This is a genomic window from Stenotrophomonas sp. YJH_SMC_36 (genome assembly GCF_059369935.1).
The window spans coordinates 333813-350075 of record NZ_JCAFTD010000004.1 but is presented as its reverse complement, the minus strand read 5'-3'; the positions used below and the strand labels follow the sequence as shown (position 1 = coordinate 350075).

16 protein-coding genes are annotated in these 16263 nt (G+C 67.6%); 7 read left to right on the top strand and 9 right to left on the bottom strand.

The window, feature by feature from the left end; all coding sequences use genetic code 11:
• The first annotated feature begins 60 nt into the window (after positions 1 to 60).
• From AC5P76_RS10150 to AC5P76_RS10120, 7 genes are all read left to right on the top strand, one after another.
• Positions 61 to 1449 carry a YncE family protein gene (locus tag AC5P76_RS10150; protein WP_128988579.1) on the top strand — a complete coding sequence of 463 codons (1389 nt, stop codon included), beginning with the start codon at positions 61 to 63 and terminating at the stop codon, positions 1447 to 1449.
• Between the two features lie 51 nt (positions 1450 to 1500).
• Positions 1501 to 2553 carry a heme/hemin ABC transporter substrate-binding protein gene (locus AC5P76_RS10145; RefSeq protein WP_253118450.1) on the top strand — a complete coding sequence of 351 codons (1053 nt, stop codon included), beginning with the start codon at positions 1501 to 1503 and terminating at the stop codon, positions 2551 to 2553.
• Positions 2550 to 3593: a FecCD family ABC transporter permease gene (locus AC5P76_RS10140; protein ID WP_053518563.1), complete on the top strand. Its 1044-nt coding sequence runs from the start codon at positions 2550 to 2552 to the stop codon at positions 3591 to 3593. The genes AC5P76_RS10145 and AC5P76_RS10140 overlap by 4 nt, the downstream gene beginning before the upstream one ends.
• The gene (locus tag AC5P76_RS10135) at positions 3590 to 4351 is read left to right on the top strand and encodes a heme ABC transporter ATP-binding protein (RefSeq protein ID WP_111186991.1); all 762 of its coding nucleotides are present in this window, start codon (positions 3590 to 3592) and stop codon (positions 4349 to 4351) included. The genes AC5P76_RS10140 and AC5P76_RS10135 overlap by 4 nt, the downstream gene beginning before the upstream one ends.
• Before the next feature lie 370 nt (positions 4352 to 4721).
• Entirely contained in the window at positions 4722 to 6758 is a 2037-nt protein-coding gene (fusA, locus tag AC5P76_RS10130) for an elongation factor G (protein WP_253118451.1), read from the top strand.
• A gap of 156 nt (positions 6759 to 6914) precedes the next feature.
• Positions 6915 to 7187, top strand: a complete 273-nt coding sequence (locus tag AC5P76_RS10125; RefSeq protein ID WP_019659661.1) for a hypothetical protein — start codon at positions 6915 to 6917, stop codon at positions 7185 to 7187.
• Positions 7188 to 7297: 110 nt separating this feature from the next.
• Positions 7298 to 8050: a SapC family protein gene (locus AC5P76_RS10120; protein ID WP_111186989.1), complete on the top strand. Its 753-nt coding sequence runs from the start codon at positions 7298 to 7300 to the stop codon at positions 8048 to 8050.
• Between the two features lie 52 nt (positions 8051 to 8102).
• Here the strand turns inward: AC5P76_RS10120 and AC5P76_RS10115 are convergent, their stop codons facing one another.
• The 9 genes from AC5P76_RS10115 to AC5P76_RS10075 form a co-directional block, all read right to left on the bottom strand.
• Positions 8103 to 8636: a lipocalin family protein gene (locus AC5P76_RS10115; RefSeq protein ID WP_065175694.1), complete on the bottom strand. Its 534-nt coding sequence runs from the start codon at positions 8634 to 8636 to the stop codon at positions 8103 to 8105.
• Positions 8637 to 8643: 7 nt separating this feature from the next.
• On the bottom strand, positions 8644 to 9717 hold the full coding sequence (locus tag AC5P76_RS10110; RefSeq protein WP_065175693.1) for an SAM-dependent methyltransferase: 1074 nt from the start codon (positions 9715 to 9717) through the stop codon (positions 8644 to 8646).
• The gene (locus AC5P76_RS10105) at positions 9714 to 10499 is read right to left on the bottom strand and encodes a DUF1295 domain-containing protein (protein WP_253118452.1); all 786 of its coding nucleotides are present in this window, start codon (positions 10497 to 10499) and stop codon (positions 9714 to 9716) included. Before AC5P76_RS10105 ends, AC5P76_RS10110 begins: the two co-directional genes overlap by 4 nt.
• Positions 10496 to 11044, bottom strand: a complete 549-nt coding sequence (locus AC5P76_RS10100; RefSeq protein WP_253118453.1) for a DUF2878 domain-containing protein — start codon at positions 11042 to 11044, stop codon at positions 10496 to 10498. The genes AC5P76_RS10105 and AC5P76_RS10100 overlap by 4 nt, the downstream gene beginning before the upstream one ends.
• Before the next feature lies 1 nt (position 11045).
• Positions 11046 to 12305: an SAM-dependent methyltransferase gene (locus tag AC5P76_RS10095; RefSeq protein WP_253118454.1), complete on the bottom strand. Its 1260-nt coding sequence runs from the start codon at positions 12303 to 12305 to the stop codon at positions 11046 to 11048.
• Positions 12302 to 13069 carry a DUF1365 domain-containing protein gene (locus tag AC5P76_RS10090; protein WP_065182212.1) on the bottom strand — a complete coding sequence of 256 codons (768 nt, stop codon included), beginning with the start codon at positions 13067 to 13069 and terminating at the stop codon, positions 12302 to 12304. The genes AC5P76_RS10095 and AC5P76_RS10090 overlap by 4 nt, the downstream gene beginning before the upstream one ends.
• Positions 13066 to 14343: an NAD(P)/FAD-dependent oxidoreductase gene (locus AC5P76_RS10085; protein WP_253118455.1), complete on the bottom strand. Its 1278-nt coding sequence runs from the start codon at positions 14341 to 14343 to the stop codon at positions 13066 to 13068. The genes AC5P76_RS10090 and AC5P76_RS10085 overlap by 4 nt, the downstream gene beginning before the upstream one ends.
• Before the next feature lies 1 nt (position 14344).
• Positions 14345 to 15295, bottom strand: coding sequence for an acyl-CoA desaturase (locus AC5P76_RS10080; protein ID WP_253118456.1), 951 nt, complete (start codon positions 15293 to 15295; stop codon positions 14345 to 14347).
• Positions 15296 to 15388: 93 nt separating this feature from the next.
• Entirely contained in the window at positions 15389 to 16156 is a 768-nt protein-coding gene (locus tag AC5P76_RS10075; RefSeq protein ID WP_253118457.1) for a hypothetical protein, read from the bottom strand.
• Between the last annotated feature and the right edge of the window lie 107 nt (positions 16157 to 16263).

Genomic DNA, 16263 nt, shown 5'->3' with positions numbered 1-16263 from the left:
CCCAGGCAACCGATGAATCCCGCGCCACGTGGCGCGGCCTACGTGTGCAAGGAGCCTGTCATGTCGTTCCGTTCCTCCCTTCGTCCTTCGCTTCGCTTCACCACTCTGGCCACCGGCCTGCTGCTGGCCGTCGCGGCCACCGCGCAGCCGGTATTCGATCAACCGGCCAACGCCACGTTCAAGGGCCAGGTGGTCTCGCGCGGCGACAATGTGGTGCCGGGCAGCACCGCCGATGTGGTCGGTCGCGGCTTCGTGCCGGGCCAGAAGGTCAGCCTGCTGCGCGGCGACAGCGTGTTGAACGCCCAGCCGGTGGTGGTTGATGCCGATGGCAACTTCAAGACCCAGCTGGCCATTCCCGCCGATGCCGTGCCGGGCACCCATCCGGTCGTGGTGCGGGCGAGCCAGCCGGCCGCCGCGACGGTGCTGAAGCTGCGCGTCTCGCCGCAGCTGCCGCTATCGGGCCAGGCGCAGTTCACCACCCAGTCCAACAAGCTGGTGCCGGGCCTGTACCAGTCCGCCTACAGCGCCGCCAGCAATGCGCTGTTCGTGACATCCGCGGTCGGCCGGCCGCCGGTGACCCAGTCGCAGCTGCTGAAGATCGACCCGGCGTCGCTGAAGGTCAGCAAGGCGATCACGCCGGCGCAGGTGCCGGGCAGTACCAACGGCGCGGTCTATGCGGTGTACGGCGTGGGCGTGGATGATGCCAACGGCAACGTGTGGGTGACCAATACCCGTCAGAACAGCGTGGCCGTCTATCGCCAGAAGGATCTGTCGCTGGTGCACCAGTTCCCGGTCGATGCGGTGCCGCATGCGCGCGACGTGGTGATCGATGGTACCCGCGGCAAGGTGTTTGCCTCGGCCACCGGTGAGGATCACCTGTCGGTATTCGATGCGAAGACGTTCAAGGAGCTGCCCGCGGTGACGCTTGAATCGGGCGTGGATGACGGCAAGTTCACGCCGATGAGCCTTGTGCTGGACGAGAAGGGCGGCAAGCTGTTCACCGTCAGCATCGGCACGCCGGAGGCGGCGGTGATCGACGTGGCCAGCGGTGAGGTCGAGAAGGTGATCGATCTGGGCAACTCGATCAGCGCGTCGGGCGTGGCGTTCGACGCGGCGCGCAACCGGTTGTACGTGGCGTCGCAGGGCACCGACAACCTGCTGATCGTCGACGTCGCAGCCGGCAAGGTGCTGCACGATGTACCGGTGGGCGCGGGTGCGCTGAACGTCGCCTTCGATGATGCATCCGGCCTGGCCTATGTCAGCAACCGTGGCGCTGGCACCGTGACCGTGGTCGACCGCGAGGGCAAGGTGGTCGCCAACCTCGACGGCGGCACTTTGCCGAACCACGTCCGTGCCGATGGCAAGGGCAACGTGTTCGCGGTGAACAAGTCGCGCGGCGCTGAAGACCCGAAGGGTGACCGCATCACCCGCATCACCCCGAAGCAGTAAGTCAGACGGCAGGGCGGCGCGCGCGTCGCCCTGCCAGCAAGGAGAACGTCCATGAACATCGTGCCCCGTCTGCGCCTGTGCGCACTTCCGTTGGCTGTTTCGCTGGCACTGGCTGCCTGTGGCGGCTCGTCGGCTCCCTCCGATGCCAAGAAGCCTTCCGAACCGCCGCCGGCGGCGATGGCGGCCGCCGCGGACACCGCGTTGCCGGCAGGCTGGAAACGCGTGGCCGGTGCCGAGATGCCGGCCGTGCATGACCAGAAGGCCGTGCTGCCGGCCAAGGTGCATTCCGATGACGGCGTCGATATCGCGGTGACCGACACCCGCCGGATCATCGCCGGTGGCGACGACGTCATCGCGGTGATCGAGGCGCTGGGGCTGGGCAAGCAGGTATTTGCCGCCCCGACCAACACCACCACCGAGGCTGGCCGGGCTGCGCCGCACCAGTTCCTGTTCAACCGCACCACGGGTGTGGAGGGTGTGCTGAGCCTGCGGGGTTCGCTGTTCCTGGGCAACAGCCTGCGCCGCCACACCGAGCTGGCGAAGAAGCTGCGCGAGGTGGGGGAGCCGGCGGTGGTCATCGACGATCTGCAGCCGGCGCCGGACAAGGTGCGCAAGGTCGCCGCCGCACTCGGGCTGGCCGAAGCAGGGCAGACGCTTGCCACGCAGGTGCAGCGTCAGCTGGATGAGGCCGCAGCGATCGGCCGGGGCCTGGGCCATTCGCCGCGTGTGATCCATGTGTCGGCCACCGGTGCCGGTGGCGCACCGACGGTTGCGGGCGCCGACAGCGCATCGGCGCAACTGATCGCGCTGGCCGGCGGCGTCAACATCGGCACCGAAGCGGGAGTGAAGAACTACTCGCAGCTGAGCAATGAGGGCGTGGTCGCCGCGGCACCGGAGGTGATTCTGGTGACCGAGCACGATCTGCAGCTGTTCGGCGGTGCCGAGGGCCTGTGGAAGTCGTACCCGACGCTGAAGCAGACACCGGCCGGGCAGGCCAACCGGGTCTGGGTGATGCCGGATGTGCAGCTCAAGTACACCAGCGTAGGTTCCGGGGCTGGCGCACTGGCGCTGGCGCGGGCGCTGGCGGCGCTGCCGAAGGCATGAGTCCGGCGGACCGGCGCCGTCGTCGCGGGCGGACGATGTTGATGGTGGCGATGCTGGCACTGCTGGCCGCCATTCTGGCCTCGTTTGCGGTCGGGCCACTGCGCTTGCCACCGCTGGAGGTGCTGCAGGCGCTGGCGGTGAAGATGGGGCTGCTCGATCCGCAGGCGGTGAGCAGCCGCGACCTGGCGGTGGTCTGGCAGCTGCGCATCCCGCGCGCCCTGTTGGGCGCGGTGGTGGGGGCATCGCTGGCGATGGCCGGTGCCAGCCTGCAGGGCCTGTTCGGCAATCCGTTGGCGGACCCGGGCATTGTCGGCGTCAGCCAGGGCGCCGCGCTGGGCGCGGTCGCCGCCATCGTGCTCGGTGCTGCAGGTGCGGCCGGCTGGTTGGTGCCGGTGGCCGCGTTTGCCGGCGGTGCGCTGGCGATCGGCCTGACCTACGCCCTTGCCCGGCCGGGCAAGGGCAGTGGCAATGCCACGCTGTTGCTGGTCGGCATCGCCATGGCGGCGTTCTGCTCGGCGCTGATCGGTTTCCTGACCTACATCGCCAGCGAGAGCGAACTGCAGTCGCTGGTGTTCTGGCAGATGGGTTCGCTGGCCCGCGCCAGCTGGAGTGATGTCGCCGCCGTGGTGCCGTTGTTTGCCATCGGCGTGTTCGCGCTGCAGCGCCTGGCAACGCCACTGGACATGCTGGCGCTGGGGGAACGCCAGGCCCAGCATCTGGGCCTGGACGTGGCACGGACCCGCCGCCGGCTGGTGGCGTTCAGTGCCCTGCTGGTGGGTGCGGCCGTCGCGTTTGCCGGTTCGATCAGCTTTGTCGGCCTGGTGGTGCCACACGTGGCGCGCATGCTGGTGGGGCCGGGGCACCGCTGGTTGCTGCCCCTTTCCGGCCTGCTGGGGGCGCTGCTGATCGTGGTGGCCGATACGGCCGCGCGCACGCTCGACCCGCCGGCGGAGATTCCACTCGGTCTGTTCTCGGCTGCACTGGGTGCACCGTTCTTCCTCTGGCTGGTGCTGCAGCAGCGCCGCAAGGCAGCCCCATGACGGCCCTGCTTCATCTGCGCGACGTCGTGGTGCGACGCGGGCAGCGCGAGATCCTGCACGGCATCAACCTGGCGTTCGAGCCGGCGACGGTCACTGCCTTGGTGGGGCCCAACGGCGCTGGCAAATCGACGCTGCTGGCAGTCGCTGCAGGCGATCTGCGTGCCGATGCGGGTGAGGTGAGCCTGCTTGGCAGGCCGCTGGCCGGCTACAAGGCCGGTCCACTGGCGCGCGAGCGCGCGGTGATGCCGCAGGAGCACGGCGTGCGCTTCGCCTTCAGCGTGGAGGAGGTGGTGGCGATGGGGCGCCTGCCACACCCGCCCGATCCCGTACGCGATGGCACGCAGGTGGAGGCCGCGATCGACGCGACCGAACTGCAGGCGCTGCGCCTGCGCGAGGTGCAGCAGTTGTCCGGTGGCGAGTCGGCCCGGACCACGTTCGCGCGCGTGCTGGCGCAGGATACGCCGCTGCTGCTTCTCGACGAGCCGACCGCTGCGCTGGATCTGCGCCACCAAGAGCGTACCCTGCGCAGCGTGCGTGCCTGTGCCGAGGCCGGGGCCTGCGTGATCGTGGTGCTGCACGACCTGAATCTGGCCGCCGGCCATGCCGACCGCATCGTGCTGCTGGAACAGGGCAGGGTGGCCGCCGACGGCTCACCCGCGCAGGTGTTGACCGTGGACACGCTGCAGCGGGTCTATCAGCAGGACGTGGTCGTGCTGGAGCATCCGAAGCGGGGCGTGCCGCTGGTGGTGGTCACCTGATCCGGGCGGCGAAAGGAATCCTCATCGTTCCACTGGTGCGCGCAATCAGCACTTGCGCGCCAGATTGGCAGGTCTAGAATGCGCCCCATGAACCGGATGCCGCTCCTGAAGTTTTTCACCCTGACCCGCGCAAGCGCGGAACGGGCGTGTCTGCCTGGAGCTCGACGGGGCCGCTGAATCGGCCACCGTTGGACCATCCACAGAGCGCCCTCCGGGGCGCTCTTTTCGTTTCCGCAGTCGCTTTCATCCACCCGCTGCACCGCAAGGAGAACGTGCCATGCACCAGATCGCCGAGACCGAACGCTAGCCGCGCACCCTGTCGCCAACCGGGGTGCGCGGCCCCCGAAGTTGGCTTGCAGGAACCCATCACATGAACACCCAGATCCTTTCCCGTCGTCGCAACCTCGGCATCATTGCCCACATCGACGCCGGCAAGACCACGCTCACCGAACGACTGCTGTGGAAGAGCGGCGAGATCCACCGCGTCGGTGAGGTCCATGACGGCAACGCCACCACCGATTTCTCAGCGATCGAGCGCGAGCGTGGCATCACCATCGGCGCAGCAGCCGTGCAGGCGCAGTGGGCGCCGCGCGATCTGCCGCCGCATCGGCTGACCCTGATCGACACCCCGGGCCACATCGATTTCGCCATTGAAGTCGAGCGTTCGCTGCGGGTGCTCGACGGTGCCGTCGCGGTGTTCTCTGCCGTGGATGGCGTGCAGCCGCAGTCGGAAACGGTGTGGCGCCAGGCGCGCCGGCACCGGGTGCCGTTGATCGCCTTCGTCAACAAGATGGATCGTGTCGGCGCCTCGTTCGAGCGCGTGCTGGAGCAGCTGCGGGACAAGCTGCAGGCGCGGCCGTGGGCGCTGGGTGTGCCGCTGGGCAGCGAAAGCGACTTCAGCGGCTGGGTCGATCTGGTGGATGAGCGCGTGCTGCAGTGGCGCGACGGCGGCGTGGTGACCATCACGCCGTGGGATGACGCTGCACGCAGCCAGTGGCAACCGCGGCGCGACGCGCTGGTGGAGGCCGTGGCCGACCATGACGAGGGTCTGGCCGATGCGTGGCTGGAAGGCCGGGTGATCGATGCGGAACTGCTGCGCGCGGCACTCCGGCGGGCGACGCTGGCCGGTGCGGGCGTGCCGGTGCTTGCGGGTGCGGCGTTCAAGGACAAAGGCATCGAGGCGCTGCTGGATGCGGTGGTCGATTACCTGCCTTCGCCGTTGGATCGGCCTGCCGTCACTGCCGAAGGCGAGGCCGGCGACGTGCTGCTGCCGCCGGATCCGGAGGGTCCGCTGGCGGGCCTGCTGTTCAAGATCACCCATCAGCAGCACGGTGCGCTGAGCTTCGTGAGGCTGTATTCGGGAACGCTGAAGGCAGGCGACGCTGTGGCCAGCTCGCAGCATCCGCAGGGTCGGCGCGTGAGCCGCCTGGTGCGGGTGCAGGCAGACCAGACCCATGACATCGAGCAGGCCGTGGCCGGTGACATCGTCGCGGTGCTGGGCTGGAAGGATGCAGTCAGCGGTGAAACGCTGAGCGCACGCGATCAGCCGTTGCGCCTGGAGAGCATCCAGGCACAGGCGCCGGTGCTGGCGTGGCGCCTGGAACCTGCGCGTGCAGCGGACCTGATCCGCATGGCGCAGGGGCTGGCCAGCCTCGCCCAGGAGGATCCGTCATTCCGCGTGGAGACCGATCGCGAGAGCGGCGAAACGCTGGTATGGGGCATGGGCGAACTGCACCTGGAGGTGATGGTCGAGCGCCTGCGCAGCGAATGGAAGGTCGATGTCGGCATCGGTTCGCCGCGCGTTGCCTACCAGGAAACGCCGTTGTGCGCGGTCTCCGGCGTGGTCGGCAGGGTCGTCAAGCAGAGCGGTGGCCAGGGCCAGTTCGCCCATGTGGTGGTGGACGTGGCGCCGCGCGAGGATGACCAGGTGGTGTTCAACGATCGCATCGTGGGAGGCGTGATCCCCCGTGGTTTCATCGCAGCGGTGGAGAAGGGTGTGCGTGCGGCGCTGTCGGAAGGACCGCAGGGGCATCCGGTCGTGGGCATCGAAGTGACCCTGGTGGACGGCCAGACCCATGCCAAGGATTCCTCGGACATGGCGTTCCACCGGGCCGGCAGTGAGGCCGTCAGGGCCGCGCTGGCCAGTGCCGGCACGCAGGTGCTGGAGCCGGTGATGGCGGTAACGGTGCATTCGCCCTCGGCGTCGGTAGGCGACGTGGTCGGCGACCTCAACCGTCGCCACGGTCGCGTCGCGCGCATCGAGGACCAGGAGGGCCGTGCCGAAGTGAGCGGCTTTGCACCGTTGGCGCAACTGGTGGGCTACACCACTGCGTTGCGCTCGCTCAGCCAGGGGCGCGCCAGCAGTGAAGCGCACCTGCACGGTTACGAGCCGGTACGCGCTGCCTGAAGTGTGCAAGGGGCCCGTTCGCGGGCCCCTCTTGCTGCCGGCGAGCGGCGGCAGGGCGCATTGCAGTGCAACAAAAGTGTAGAAAAAGCTGGATTAAAGTGATGCCTCACGATAAATTGCGCACCCGTCGTTGCTTGCCGCTGTCAGCCCCCACTCATGCGTGATGACAAAGACCCCGGAACCCTGGAGCTGACCCTGCCGCGCAAGCGCGGTCGTCCGCCCAAATTCGGGTACGCGATGAGCGATGCGCAGCGCGCCGCGCGTTACCGCGCACGCAGGTCGGGCCAGGCCAACCACGCCGATGTGCGCTCCTGCAGTGACATGGTCCTGCTGGACAAGATCCGCGCCGCGGTCAGTGCGCGCGACACCGAACTGGCGGGCTTCCTTGTCCACGTCCTGTGGCAGCGCTATCCGCTGCAGCTGAAATAAGTCAGTGCCGGGGTGGTGGTCGTCACCCGGCTTGTTGATAATGCGGGATTCAGGTTGTTCCCGCTGGCGCGCCCGGGATGGCAGGCGCGCATGATGAAACGGTTCCTACGATGACCACCAGCGACACCACCACCGAAGCGGCGCAGGCCGGCACCCCCCTGTTCTACACCCGTCCGGTGCCGCTGCAGGCTGATGTGCACGCCGACCTGCGCATCCTGCCGGGCAAGCTTGATTTCGCCGCCGGCAACAACGCCATTCCGCTGGTGCTCGGCGAGTTCTCGCTGGCACTGCACCATTTCCCGATCCTGTTCGCCGGCCCCGGCGCCGTTCCGATGGCTGCCGTCGGCGTGACCAACGAGAACCTGTTCATCAAGGACGGGCTGTGGGAAGACGAGGCCTACATTCCGGCCTATCTGCGTCGCCACCCCTTCATCTTCATCGACACCGGCGCGGACAATGATTTCCTGCTCGGCATCGATGAAGCGAGCCCGCGCGTGGTCAAGGGAGGCGAGGAAGGCCAGGCGCTGTTCGCCGACGGCAAGGCCACCGACATGGTGCAGCAGGCGCTGGAGTTCTGCGGGCAGTACACCCGCGAGCACGAACAGACCCAGGCCTTCTCCAAGGCGCTCATCGAAAAGGGGCTGCTGGTCGAGCGCAATGCGACCGTACGCGCTCCGAACGGTCAGGAGTTCAACCTCAACGGCTTCCAGGTGGTCGACGTCGAGAAGTTCGTCGCGCTGCCCGAGGAAACCGTGATCGAATGGCACCGCAGCGGCTGGCTGGCCCTGATCCACCAGCACCTGATGTCGCTGGGCCGCTTCAACGACCTGACCCGTCGCCAGGTCGAACGCCTGGCAGCCTGAGCGGGCTGAAGGGCCGGGCTCCCGCGCAGCGGGGCCCGGTCCGTGCGGGACGTCAGCGCAGTGACTGCGGAACGCGCCGCAGCTCGCGGGTGTCATATCCCATCGCGGCGATGCGTTTCACCGCCTGCGCATAGTCCTCCGCAGAGACCTGCGGGGTGCGCGCCATGTACCACACGTAGTCGCGCTTGCTACGCGCCACGATGGTCTGCTGGTAGTCGCTATCGATCCAGGCAATGACGTACTCGGCCTGAATGGGCCATACGAACTGCATGCCCCAGATGGCGCCGTTGCCTTCCTTCTCGACCCTGCCGATCGGGTGCATCGATCGCTGTGGTGCGTCGAAACTGCCCTTGCGATAGGTGAAGGTGGTCTGGATGCGGCCGTCCGGCCGCGGCGCGTAGCTTTCAATGGCGTCAAACGCTTCGCGTTCCGGCCAGGAAGGGATATGGGCGATGACGTACCAGTCGCCCATGAAGCGGGGAACGTCGACCGCCTGCGGTCGCGGCAGGGGGCGCAGGTCACTTGAACTGCAGCCGGTGCCGAACAGGGCGATCGCCAGGAACGAGAGCAGCGGAAGGGGGCGCATGGTGACCTCAACGTGGCCGGAACAGGTAATGGGCAACCAGCCACTGCTGGCCGTTGTCGTAGCCGAACAACTCGGCGCAGGCCATCCAGAACATGCGCCAGCGGTTCCACCATTGCCTTGCCGCCGGCCTGCCATAGGTTGCCTCCAGGATCGGCATGATGCGTTCACGCGCGGCATCCTGGTTCGCCAGCCAGTGGTCAGCCGTACGCTGGTAATGCGTGCCATCCAGCAGCCAGCGCCGCTGCAGGCGCAGGTCCTGCTGGAAGTGCAGCAGAGTGTCGGCAGCGGGCATCAGCCCACCCGTGAAGAAGTGCCGCCCCATCCAGTTATCGCCGCCTTCGGTTTCAAAGGGGTACATCAGGGTGCGGTGGGCGAAGATGTGCACGAACAGCGCGCCGTCGGGCTTCAGCCACTGCGCGATGCGTGACATCAGCTGCGCATGGTTGCGGACGTGCTCGAACATCTCCACCGAAACGCAGCGGTCGAAACGGCCGGCCGGCAGCTCCAGCCGGTTCACATCGCAGGTGATCACCTCGACATTGCCCAGCCCGCGCAGCCTGCACTGTTCAAGGATGTGCTGGCGCTGGCTGTGCGAATTGGACACCGCCGTGATGCGCGCGCCCGGGAAGCGCTCGGCCATCCACAGGGTCAGCGAGCCCCAGCCACACCCCAGTTCAAGGATGTGCTGCCCGTCAGCCAGGCTGGCACGCTCGCCGTAGAGCTCGAGCATGGCGACTTCGGCTTCGTCCAGGGTCTCGCGACCGCTCGGGTAGTAGCAGCTGCTGTATTTCAGGCGCTTGCCCAGGCAGGCCTGGAAGAATGCGGCGGGGACTTCATAGTGTTGCCGGTTGGCGGCATCGACATGAAGCGCGACCGGGCTGCCGGCCAACTGCTCAAGGCACTGGTTGAAGCGCGCGGACTGCGCCTCGATGCCCCCGGCACTCTCTTCCTGGAGGCGTTGGGCGCACAGCCGGCGGATACCGGAGCGCAGGGCCACATCCGGAATGAGGCCGCGCTCGGCCCAGGCGATCAGCCCGGTTTCCGGATCGGCAGGCGTTGCGAGTGATGTGGCGACAGTCATGGCAGGTGCTCCTTGGACGAACGCGGGAACCACGGGAAGAACATCGGCGTGCTGCGCTGGTAGTCGCGGTAGTCCTCACCACGGCTGCGCAACGCCTGCTTTTCGGTGAAGGGAATGCCGCTGAGATAGCGCAGGAACAGGTACATCAGCACCGGTCCTGTCCAGGCAAGCCAGCCCAATGGTGAGCCGGCCGCGAGCAGGACGTAGGTGAACCAGTGCAGCCATTCGAAGAAGTAGTTGGGGTGCCGCGAGTACCGCCAGAGGCCGGTGCGGCAGGTGCGCCCCTTGTTGGCCGGGTCGGCGCGGAACCGTGCGAGCTGATGGTCGGCCAGCGCCTCGCCGCCGACGCTCAACAGCCAGACTACGGCAGCGGCGGCAACCCAGCCCGGCGCGGCGGGCGAGTCGTTGCTGGCGACGGCCACGAATGGCAGGGAGAACAGCACGATCAGCAGCGCCTGGGCGATGAAGAAGCCGAAGATCTTGCCCTGGTGGCTCTGCCAGTGATCTCGCAGGTATCGGTAACGCCCGTCCTCGGCCTCGCGCCGCACGCGGCTCCACAGGTGCAGCGCGAGTCGGCCGCCCCACAGGCCGCCCAGCACCGCAAGGGCCACACGCGGCAGCGCGGCGCCGTCACCGAGCAGGGCCAGTATCAGCGCCGACGCACCGACGCCCTTCGCCCACAGCACATCGACGATGCCGATGTTGCGGTGGCGGCGTTGCCATGCCCATCCCCAGGCCATGATGAGCAGGGCATACAGGGCAACCCAGGGCAGGGCGTTCATGGTCGGGCTCCGGCAAACGGTGGGCGGATGGCCAGCCTCGACCAGCGACGCGCAGCGCTACACAGCAGCGGCAGGGCGATGCTCCAGCCGATACCCAGCGTCAGCAGGCCTTTCCAGGCCGGGGGCGAAAGCTGCACGGCGTCGAAGCCGCGGCTGGCGGACAGGTACGCCAGCGGGGCAAGCAGCAGGCCAAAGCACACGGGGAGCGCCATGTTCCGCTGCAGGAAGGCCATCGATGCGTTGATCGTCATCGCGAAGGACGCCCAGAGTGCGAGGATCCAGGGCGGTGGCACCCAGCCCAGGGGCGCAGCGGCATAACGCACCACGCCCGCGGCGGCAGCGGCGCCATCGACCAGCCACGCACAGGCCAGGGCCAGGACCAGCAGGCGGAGCTCGACCCGGGGCAGGGGACTGGTGCTGAGCTGGCTGGCCACGAACAGTGTGGCGGCCAGCAGTGCTGGCCATTGCAGCCCGCGCCCGGCGCCAGCGACCGCGCACAGCCAGACCGCCTGGTTGCCGAGCAGATTGAGCCAGGTGCGGCGCATGTCAGTGTGCGCCTCTGGCGTGCGCGCTGCCCCGATGGCCGGGGCGTGCCAGCAGCAGGTGTGAAACGCCGATCGAACGTTCCAGGAAGCCGCCCTCGCAGTAGGCCAGGTAGAACTCCCACAGACGGCAGAACCGGGCGTCGAACCCCTGCGCATGCACTGCGGGAAGCTGTGCGAGGAATCGCTGGCGCCACGCCCGCAGCGTGAGCGCATAGGAATGACCGAAGTCCTGCTGCGCCAGCAGCTGCAGATCGCTGGCACGGGTCTTGGCGGCCATGATCGCGTTGATGGAAGGGATGAAGCTGCCGGGGAACACGTGGCGTTTGATGTAGTCCACGCTTCGGCGCGCCTGCTCGTAGCGGTGGTCTTCAATGGTGATCGCCTGCAGCAGGGCCAGCCCGTCCGGCTTGAGCAGCCGTTGCAGGGTGGCAATGTAGGTGTCCAGATACTGGGCGCCGATCGCTTCGATCATCTCGATCGAGACCAGCTTGTCGTACTGCCCGTCGAGGTCGCGATAGTCCTTCATCAGCAGGGTGATGCGATCCTCCAGACCCGCGGCGCGCACCCGTGCCGTGGCCAGCGCATGCTGCTCGGCGGAGATCGTGGTGGTAGTGACATGGCAGCCGTAATGCTGCGCGGCATGCAGTGCGAATCCGCCCCAGCCCGTGCCGATCTCGACCACCCGGTCTCCGGGTGCCAGGCGCAGCTGCTGGCAGATGCGATCGAGCTTGCGCCGCGAGGCGTCCTCGAGCGTGTCCTGCTCGCTGGCGAACAGTGCCGATGAATACATCAGGTCCGTTGACAGGAACAGGGCGAAGAAGTCGTTGCCGAGATCGTAGTGAGCCGCGATGTTGCGTCGGCTGCCTTCGCGGCTGTTGCGGCGCAGCCGGTTCCAGCCGCGCAGCAGCCAGCCGCCGATGCGCGCCGGGCCACGTTCCATGCCGTCCAGCAGATCGCGGTTGCGCACCAGCAGGCATACCAGCGCAACCAGGTCGTCGCATTGCCAGTCGCCATGGATGTAGCTCTCGCCTGCGCCTACGCTGCCTTGTGCGGCGACTTTGCGGTAGAACGCCGGGTCATCGATGGTCACAGTGACATGCAGTTCCCCCGCAGCGTCGCCCAGCAGTGTTTCGCCGAGGGCATCGCGTACCCGCAGCTGGCCTTCGCGCAGCGGCGCAAGCTGGGACAGCAGGCGTTGGCGCAGGTATGCGTCGAGCGCGCCGGCCCGGGGCATGGCTGCCGATGGAGTCATCTCGTTCATCGCGGTTTTCCGGCAAGTGAGGGGTGGTCATGGACCGGGTTGCGCTTGAGCCACAACCGCAGCGCATGCCAGTGAATCGCCGCAACGACCTGCACGGTCATCAAGGGATACAGGGTGAGCACCTTCGCCAGGCCGCGCCCGTCCAGCGGTCGTCGCTGCATGTGCTGCGTGGCGTCGAACTGGCGCACGCCCTCCTGCAGAACCTGCATGTGGACCCTGAGGTCCTCGCCGGGCGTGCTGAACCGCCAGTCGTAGGTGCAGTCCATCGCCATGAAGGGCGACACATGGAAGCGCTTCTGGAACTGCCAGCGCAGTGAGCCCGGCTCGCTGGCCGCTTCTGCCACTGACAGGACGTAGGCGTGGCGCTCTTTCCAGGGCGTATTGGTGATGTCGGCCACGATGCAGTCCAGTGTGCTGCCGTCAGGCTGGTAGCAGTAATAGAAACTGACCGGGTTGAAGACGTGCCCGCCGAAGCGCAGATGGGTCAGCAGGCGGATGGGGCCTGCCGGGCGATGACCCCGCACGCCTGCGACATGGCGGCGGACCGCCTCGGGAAGCGGCATCGAGGGGTCACCGAAGTAGTCGCTGCGCCGGAACTCCGCCAGATTGCGGCGGTTCAAGGACCACAGCCATCGTCCGGCAAAGATCGTGTCCAGCTCGTCGAGATCAAGCAGCAGCTGCGCGACCGGGTAGCGGAAGGCGTGCGCGTGCGGCTGGTGCCTGCGGTGTATCACGTGGCCGAAGTAGAGGGCGCTGGCGCTCATGCGGCGGCCTCGTCCTGTGTCATGGGACGTGGCTGTGGCGAACAGGTCCGCATTGCGTCGACGACACGACGGGCACTGCGGATGCCATCTTCGTGGAAACCCCACCCCCAGTAGGCTCCGGCAAACCAGGTGTGGCGGCGGCCCTGTACGTCGGCCCAGCGCTGCTGGGCTCGGACTGCAGCATGATCGTGCACCGGGTGTGCATAGCTCATGCGGCGCAGTATGCGGCGTGGGTCGATCGCCTCGGTGCGGTTGAGCGTCACCACCAGCGGGATGTCGCCGGGCAGTCCCTGCAGCAGGTTCATGCAGTAGCTCACGGTGCAGGGGGCGGCGGGGTCGCGCGGCACATGCGCGTTCCATGCAGCCCATGCCTTGCGGTTACGGGGCAGCAGGGATGCATCGGTGTGCAGTACGACATCGTTGGGCTGGTAGCGGATGGCACCGAGTACGTCACGCTCGATCGGATCGGCATCGGCCAGCAGCGCCAGCGCCTGGTTGCTGTGGCAGGCGAGAATCACTTCATCGAATCCTTCCACGCCCGCAGCGCTGTGCACGCGCGCGCCCCAGGGCATCCGCTCGACGGCGAGGACGGGACACTCCAGGCGCTCGTGCACCCGCCAGCGGTGGCGCAGGGCGTCCACGTAGCGCGCCGAGCCACCTTCCACCACGCGCCACGGCGCGCGGCCGGTCATCTGCAGCATCTGGTGGTTGGCCATGAACTGGGCCAGGTAGCGTGCGGGGAAGTCCAGGACGGTCGCCGTCGGCGACGACCACAACGCCGACGCCATCGGCAGCAGATGCTCGTCGACGAAGGCCTTGCCATAGCGCTGGCTGCGCAGGTAGTCGCCCAGCGTTGGGCCTTCCCGCTCGGCCAGCAGCAGCGGCGCATCGCGATAGAAGCGCCGCAGGTCGGAGAGCATTCCCCAGAAGCGCGGCGAAACGAGGTTGCGTCGCTGGCAGAACAGGCCGTCCAGCGAGGTGGCGTTGTACTCCACGCCCGAACGCTCGCTGTGCATGGAGAAACTCATGGTGGTGGGCTGCGAGGTGACGCCCAGCTCGTCGAACAGCGCGCTCAGCAGCGGATAGTGCAGCGGATTGAACACGATGAACCCGGTGTCCACAGCCATCCGCGTCCCGCCCAGCTCGATGTCGTGGGTGTGGGTGTGTCCGCCGAGATAGTCGTTGGCCTCGAACAACGTGACGTCATGTTCGCCGTCCAGCCACCATGCACTGGCCAGACCAGAGATTCCCGAGCCGATGACTGCGATGCGCATGTCAGTATCTCGCCTTGTCCAGGACCCACGCAGGGATGGGTTTGAGCCCGCTGACCAGCCGCAGGGCGGCCATTGCGCGCAGCCCGTACCAGGTCATGTCCACCTCCCACCAGCGGAAGCCCTGCCTGACCGAGCCGGGAAAGAAGTGATGATTGTTGTGCCAACCCTCGCCGAAGGTCAGCAGTGCCAGCCACAGATTGTTGCGGCTGTCGTCACGGGTATCGAAGCGGCGCCGGCCGAAGCGATGCGCCAGCGAGTTGATGGTGACCGTGGCATGGAACAGGACGACGGTGGAAACGAAGAAGCCCCAGACCAGAAGCTGCGGCCCGGACGTGTGCAGGCCGGGCGCTGCCCGTTCGAGCAGTTCGCCCAGTGCATAAAGGCCTGCCGCCAGCAGTACCGGCACTGCGATGTCGAAGCGGTCCAGCCAGCGCAGTTCCGGGAACCGGGCCAGATCAGGCACCCGGGCAAGGTCGGTGGTGAACGCCTCGCGGGTCAGGAACCAGCCCATGTGACTGCGCCAGAATCCGCGCTGGCGTGGGGAATGGGGGTCCTGCGGCTGGTCGGCGTGGCGGTGGTGATGCCGATGGTGCGCGGCCCACCACAGCGGGCCGCGCTGCACGCTGGAAGCGCCGATCACCGCGAATACGAACTGCACCCAGCGCGGCGCCTGGAAGGTTCGATGCGAGAAGTAGCGGTGATAGAACGCGGTGATCGCAAACATCCTGATCGCGTAGAGCGCAGCTGCCACGGCCACGGCGATCCAGGACACCCCCACCCAGATCACGCCGAGGCAGGCCAGGTGCATCAGTGCGAATGGCACCGCGCGCAGCCAGTCGATCCGATCCGCACGCCCGCTGTCGGTGTCCATTGCAGTGCCGGCGTCGAACCAGCGCCGGAGGGTGCTCAGAAGGCGTTCGCGTCGGCTGCGGAGGGGCGCTGCGGAAGCCATGGGGCGGATCTCGAGAGAGGCGTGTGTTTCTCTACGCAGCAGGGCGGGAAATGGATGCGCCTCGTTGCAGATTCTTCGTCTTCCTGTTTGTCTTCACTTCGCCGTAACGGCGCACCCGGCGACCAGAGGCCGCGCCCACGCCTGCTGCCACTGGCTGTCCGGCTGGGGCGCAGGCGGGCTGTCGAAGCGCACCACCACGGCGGGGTAAGTGCCACGTGCATCGCGCAGGTTGCTGGTGCCGCGGAACTCCAGCAGGCGACGATCGGCCTCGGCGTAGACCAGTGACAGGCGTGGGGCCACGCCGCCATACCAGGTGTCCAGCTGGACCTCGAATGACTGTGCAGCCAGCCCGCGCCAGCGGTTCGCACCACGCCAGCTGACCTTGACCGGATAGAAGCGCTGGCGCCCGGGGACGAGAAAGGGCAGGGTCACCTCGGCTCCCTGCAGCAGCGGTGTCCAGTGCTGGCGCACGGCCGCATCGAAGCCGGCATCGACGACTGCACCGGCAGGCGCTGGCAGGCGTGCCTGCCGCGATGTGGACGAGGCACTCTCCTTCCACGAGATGCGGACTGTATCGCTGGACATCTCCACGTCAGCCTGCTGACCGGAGCGCTGGTCGAGCAGCCGGTAGCCGCGCGCCAGCGGTCGATCCGTGGCCGCCATGTGTTTTCTTGCAAAGGGCTGGCCGTCCGGGCACAGGTACTGGACCCAGCGCTCGGCGCCTTCCGTGGCGCCCCGCTGCCAATGCATCTCGCGGTAGGCCACCCGGCCATCCGGCAGGGTGGCGACGCCCTCGTTGTGCAGCAGGGTGGCCGCGAGGGCGGGGCAGGGCAGGTACAGCAGCAGGAAGGTGAGGCGCATCGAAGGCGCTCCGGCGGGATGTGTTCTGGCATACGCGGCAGGGCCGTTGCTGGATGCAGGTCGGTGCTGCATCCAAACGGGCCCGTGGCCCGTAGTCAGGACAGACC

Excerpts from the sequence above, each read along its gene's own strand:
- AC5P76_RS10100 (WP_253118453.1), bottom strand. The coding sequence starts at position 11,044 with ATGCGCCGCACCTGGCTCAATCTGCTCGGCAACCAGGCGGTCTGGCTG.
- AC5P76_RS10080 (WP_253118456.1), bottom strand. The coding sequence starts at position 15,295 with ATGGCTTCCGCAGCGCCCCTCCGCAGCCGACGCGAACGCCTTCTGAGC.
- AC5P76_RS10095 (WP_253118454.1), bottom strand. The coding sequence starts at position 12,305 with ATGAACGAGATGACTCCATCGGCAGCCATGCCCCGGGCCGGCGCGCTC.
- AC5P76_RS10150 (WP_128988579.1), top strand. The coding sequence starts at position 61 with ATGTCGTTCCGTTCCTCCCTTCGTCCTTCGCTTCGCTTCACCACTCTG.
- AC5P76_RS10110 (WP_065175693.1), bottom strand. The coding sequence starts at position 9,717 with ATGACTGTCGCCACATCACTCGCAACGCCTGCCGATCCGGAAACCGGG.
- AC5P76_RS10135 (WP_111186991.1), top strand. The coding sequence starts at position 3,590 with ATGACGGCCCTGCTTCATCTGCGCGACGTCGTGGTGCGACGCGGGCAG.
- fusA (WP_253118451.1), top strand. The coding sequence starts at position 4,722 with ATGAACACCCAGATCCTTTCCCGTCGTCGCAACCTCGGCATCATTGCC.
- AC5P76_RS10115 (WP_065175694.1), bottom strand. The coding sequence starts at position 8,636 with ATGCGCCCCCTTCCGCTGCTCTCGTTCCTGGCGATCGCCCTGTTCGGC.
- AC5P76_RS10075 (WP_253118457.1), bottom strand. The coding sequence starts at position 16,156 with ATGCGCCTCACCTTCCTGCTGCTGTACCTGCCCTGCCCCGCCCTCGCG.
- AC5P76_RS10085 (WP_253118455.1), bottom strand. The coding sequence starts at position 14,343 with ATGCGCATCGCAGTCATCGGCTCGGGAATCTCTGGTCTGGCCAGTGCA.
- AC5P76_RS10090 (WP_065182212.1), bottom strand. The coding sequence starts at position 13,069 with ATGAGCGCCAGCGCCCTCTACTTCGGCCACGTGATACACCGCAGGCAC.
- AC5P76_RS10120 (WP_111186989.1), top strand. The coding sequence starts at position 7,298 with ATGACCACCAGCGACACCACCACCGAAGCGGCGCAGGCCGGCACCCCC.
- AC5P76_RS10125 (WP_019659661.1), top strand. The coding sequence starts at position 6,915 with ATGCGTGATGACAAAGACCCCGGAACCCTGGAGCTGACCCTGCCGCGC.
- AC5P76_RS10145 (WP_253118450.1), top strand. The coding sequence starts at position 1,501 with ATGAACATCGTGCCCCGTCTGCGCCTGTGCGCACTTCCGTTGGCTGTT.
- AC5P76_RS10105 (WP_253118452.1), bottom strand. The coding sequence starts at position 10,499 with ATGAACGCCCTGCCCTGGGTTGCCCTGTATGCCCTGCTCATCATGGCC.
- AC5P76_RS10140 (WP_053518563.1), top strand. The coding sequence starts at position 2,550 with ATGAGTCCGGCGGACCGGCGCCGTCGTCGCGGGCGGACGATGTTGATG.